At 72.3% G+C, this 4513-nt stretch carries 2 protein-coding genes; both read left to right on the top strand.

Features of this window, described 5'->3' with window-relative positions:
* On the top strand, window positions 1-1278 hold a 1278-nt coding region (locus tag ABNT58_RS14130), incomplete at its 5' end, for a hypothetical protein (protein ID WP_348754102.1).
* Window positions 1275-4513, top strand: a 3239-nt coding sequence (locus tag ABNT58_RS14125) for a DUF6531 domain-containing protein (RefSeq protein WP_348754101.1), incomplete at its 3' end; no start/stop codon positions are given. The genes ABNT58_RS14130 and ABNT58_RS14125, both read left to right, overlap by 4 nt.

The raw sequence follows: 4513 nt of genomic DNA, 5'->3' as shown, positions 1-4513 counted from the left end.
GTGGCGGCCGACTGGCAGTTCGACCCCGCGGCCATGCCCGACACGCCGGCCTGGTTCGCCGAGGCGCTGCGCTCCTTCGGCTCGCGCCACCATGCGGCCATGGGCCGCGAGGCGCACCTGGTGGTGGTGCTGATGCCCGGTGCCGTGGCCCATGCGCCCAGCGTCGCACGCTGGGTGCGTGAGCTGCTGGACGTGGGCCTGCCGCCGCGGCTGCGGCTGTTGATGGCCGACGAGCAGGAGGTGCCACGCCATGCCGCCATCCTGGGCGGCCGCCGGGCGGGGGAGGGCGAAGATGCGCGCATCGTGGCCCGCCGCCTCGACATCGACGGCCTGGCCCTGGCGCAGGACACCTTTGCGCAGGAAGGCGGCGTGGGCCCGGCCGCCGTGTTCCGCAACCTGATGATGGGCGTGGTCACGCTGCTGGCCAGCGGCGGCGCCGATGCGGTCAAGGCCAAGGCCTCCGTTGCGCTGCAGTTTGCGCAGCAGCAAGGCTGGGCCGACCAGGCCGTGGCGCTGAGGGTGATGGTGGCCGGCGCGCTGCTGAAGGAGGGCCGCCACGCCGAAGCCGTGACGGTGTACCGCGCCGCCCGCCAGGCCGCCGACGACACCGTGGCCGCGCAGCACCCTTGCGGCCACAAGCTGGTGCTGCAAACCTGCTTCGGCGAAGCCGCGGTGCACCTGGCCGCAGGCGAAGATGCGCAGGCTTGCCGCTGCTACGACGAAGCTGCGGTGGTGGCCCAGCGGGATGCCAACCCCATCCTGGCGATCGAGGCCTTTCGCATGGCGGCCTTTTGCGCCGCGCGGGCCGGCGACCGTGCTGGCGCGCAGGAGCGTGGCCACTGCGTGCTGCAGCTGGCCGAGCCCTTGAAGCCCGAGGCCCGCGCCCTGACCACGCTGGCCGTGGCCCTGGTCGACCAATTGAGGCTGATCGACCGCCCGCGCGTGGAAGCGATGCAGCGCATCAAGCGCTGGCTGCAGCAGCAGCTGGACGGCGTGCGGGAGCGGGCCGATGCGCTGGCCACGCGCCTGACGCAAGAGCACCGACCCGATGCGCTGGCCCGGGTGGAGCAGCAGCGCAGCGCCGAGGCCGAAGCCGCGGCCGAACAGGCGCGCAGCCGGCTGCAGGCGCTCGTCACCCAGGGCCCGCCCGACTTCGCAGCCTGGGCCGCGCAAGGCCCGCGGTTGCTGGGTGAAGGCTGGCTGGTGGACAGCGACCTGGCCCTGCCGCCGCCGCACGAAGCCGTGGCCGACGCCGAGCGCGGAGGTCCCGCGCCATGATGCCCGCGGCCAAGCACGGCGACGTGCAGATGGGCGTGGACATCCACCTGTGCATGGTGCCCACGCCGGCCCCCACGCCCACGCCGCTGCCCACGCCGCACATGTCGGTGGTGTTCGATCCGTTCGACTATGTGCCGGTGATCGGCGCCACCATCACCGTGTGCGGCATGAAGCGCGCCACCGCCGGCACCGCCGGCAAGGTGGTGCACATACCGCCGGGCTTTCCGTTTGCGCCCAAGCTGCCCGACAGCGAAGACGAGCTGTTCATGGGCAGCAGCACCGTGGTGGCCGACGGCGACCCGATGTCGCACATCGCGCACCCGGTGCTGGCCTGCCAGGCCGCCGGCATGATGAGCCCCTTCCGCCTGAAGAAAAAAGGCGGGCCGCGGGCCATGGTGCTGCCCACGGTGTTCAACCTGGCCACGCCCACCACGGTGTTCGTCGGCGGGCCGCCCACCATCAGCCTGATGGGCATGGCCATGAAGGGCGTGTTCGCCGGGCTGGGCAAGCTGGCCAAGATGGGCGTGTTCAAGCGGCTGCGGCAAAAGCTGTTCAAGAACATGAAGCCCGGCTTCCTGAAGTGCACCATCCTGCGGGCCGAGCCGGTGAACATCCTCAACGGCGCGGTGAGCGTGGAGCAGCAGGACTTCCACCTGCCCGGCCGCATCGACATCGACTGGCTGCGTTGTTATTCGTCGGCCGATGCCCACGTGGGCGTGTGCGGCCCCGGCTGGCAGACGCTGCTGGACATTCGCCTGGAAGTGGACGCGGCCGACGGCAGCGTGCTGCTGCAGGGCCCGGGCGTGGGCCCGCTCAGCTTCGACCACCTGCCCACCGCGCCCGGCGATGCCGGCGAGGTGCTGGAGCTGACCGACGGCGCCCGCCTGACCGACCAGGGCGACGAGTGGCAGGTACTCACCAAAGAGGGCCGCATCTACTGCTTTGCCAAGCAGCTGGCGCGCCGCACCGCCGCAGGCCACGGCCTGGCGCCGATCGAGCGCATCACCGACCGCAGCGGCAATGCATTGACCATCGACTACCGCAACGGCCGGCCGCATGCGCTCATTGAAGCCGCCGGCCGCCGCCTGGCGCTGACGATGCAGGACGACCGCCTGGTGGCCGTGACCCTGGTGGACGAAGCCACCCGCCGCGACCACGGCTTCGTGCGTTACGAGTACGACGCCGCCGGCGACCTGGTGGCCGTGATCGATGCGCTGGGTGCGCCCTACCGCTTCGCGTACGGCAGCGGCCCCACCGCCCATCACCTGGTGCGCCACACCAACCGCGTGGGCCTGAGCTTTCACTACACGTACGAGGCCGCCCCCGACGGCAGCCAGCGGGTGGTGCACAGCTGGGGCGATGGCGGCCTGTACGACTACCGCTTCGAGTACCTGGATGCGCTGAACGAACGGCGCATCACCGACTCCCTCGGCCATGTGAGCCTGGTCAAGCTCGACGACCGTGGCCTGCCCATCAACGAGATCGACCCCCTGGGCGGCATGACGGTGTACGAGTACGACGATGCTGGCCGCACCACCGCGGTGGTGGACCCGGCCGGCCGCCGCACCGAGTGGGCCTACGACGACCACGGCAACCTGCTGCGGCTGCAGCGGCCCGATGGCGCAGCCATCAGCCTGGCCTACCAGGACGACCGCGCCGTGACGGTGACCGAGCCTGCCGGCGCCTGCTGGCAGCAGCAGTTCGACGCCGCCGGCCGCCTGGTGGCGCAGACCTCGCCGCTGGGCCATGTCAGCCAGTACCAGTACGACGCGTTGGGCCAGCTGGTGGCCTTCACCAATGCCCGCGGCGCCTGCACCCGGCTGCGCTACGGCCCGGCCGGTGAACTGGCCGCGATGGAAGATGCGCTGGGCCATGCCACCCACTGGCAGCACGATGCGCTGGGCCGCGTGGTGGCCCGGCAGGACGCGCTGGGCGCCATCACCCGCTTTGCCTACGACGCCAAGTCGCGGCTGGTGGCGGTGCAGCTGCCCACCGGTGAGCAGCTGCGCTATGAGCACGATGCCGCCGACCGCCTGACGGCCCATGTCGATGCCCGCGGCGGCCGGCTGCAGCTGGACCATGCCGGCCTGGGCTGCATCACCCGCCGTGTGCAGCCCGATGGCGCGGTGGTGCACTACCGCTACGACACCGAAGAACGCCTGGTGGGCGTGTGCAACCAGCGCGGCCAGTGGCACCAGCTGCAGCGCGATGCGCTCGGCCGCGTGGTGCAGGAGCTGGACTACTGGGGCCAGGCCTGGCGCACTGAGTACACGGCCAACGGCTGCCTGGCCGCCCGCACCGACCCGCTGGGCCGGCGCATCACCTACCGCTGCGACGCGCTGGGCCGCGTGGTGGGCCGCCAGAGCCGGCGAGGCGCCACCGTCTGGGAAGAGAGCCTGAGCTTCGATGCCAATGGCCGCCTGGTGGCCGCCGCCAACCCCTGGGTGAAGCTGAGCCGCCGCTTCGATGCCGAGGGCCGGCTGCTGCACGAGCTGCAGGCCCATGCCGACGGCGCCACCTTCGAGCTGGCGTTGGCCTACGACGCCGCCGGCAACCGCGTGCGCCGGCGCACCGGCGGCAGCATCGGCGGCGGCCATGAGGTGGAGATGGCCTACGACCTGCTGGACCGCCTGCTGGCCTGGCGGGTGGATGGCGGCCCGGCCGCCACCGTGGCGCGCGATGCGCTGGGCCAGGTGGTGGAAGAACAGTGGCCCTCGGGCCTGGCCCGCCGCAGCCGGCACGATGCGCAGGGCCGCCTGCTGGCCCAGGCCATGGCCGGCCCTGCCGGCACCGTGTTCGAGCGCCGATACGCCTACGAAGCCGACCAGCTGGTGGCGCGCGACGACAACGCCTTCGGCATCGACCGCTTTGTGCACGACCCCATGGGCCGCATCGTCGAGCATGTCGATCCGCAAGGCCTGCTGCACCGCCATGCGCACGATGCAGCGGGCGACCTGCTCAGCACCCGGGTGCATGCGGCCAGCCCCGAACCGCCCGCTGCCGGCCCGGACGACTGGGCGCGTGGCGGCGAACTGGACGGCGCGGCCTACCGCTTCGACCGCGCCGGCCAGCTGCGCCAGCGGCAGGACGCCAGCGGCCACACCGAGCTGGTATGGGACGCCCACCAGCGCCTGCTGGCCAGCCGCCACCACGGCCGCAGCACACCGGGCGCGGCGACCGTGATCACCACCTATGGCTACGACCCGCTGGGCCGCCGGCTGTTCAAGGACACCGC

The sequence above is a fragment of the uncultured Aquincola sp. genome, assembly GCF_964001545.1.
GTDB lineage: Bacteria > Pseudomonadota > Gammaproteobacteria > Burkholderiales > Burkholderiaceae_C > Aquincola.
Note: the sequence above shows the minus strand (reverse complement) of the source record. Positions and strands in the feature narration are given on the sequence as shown.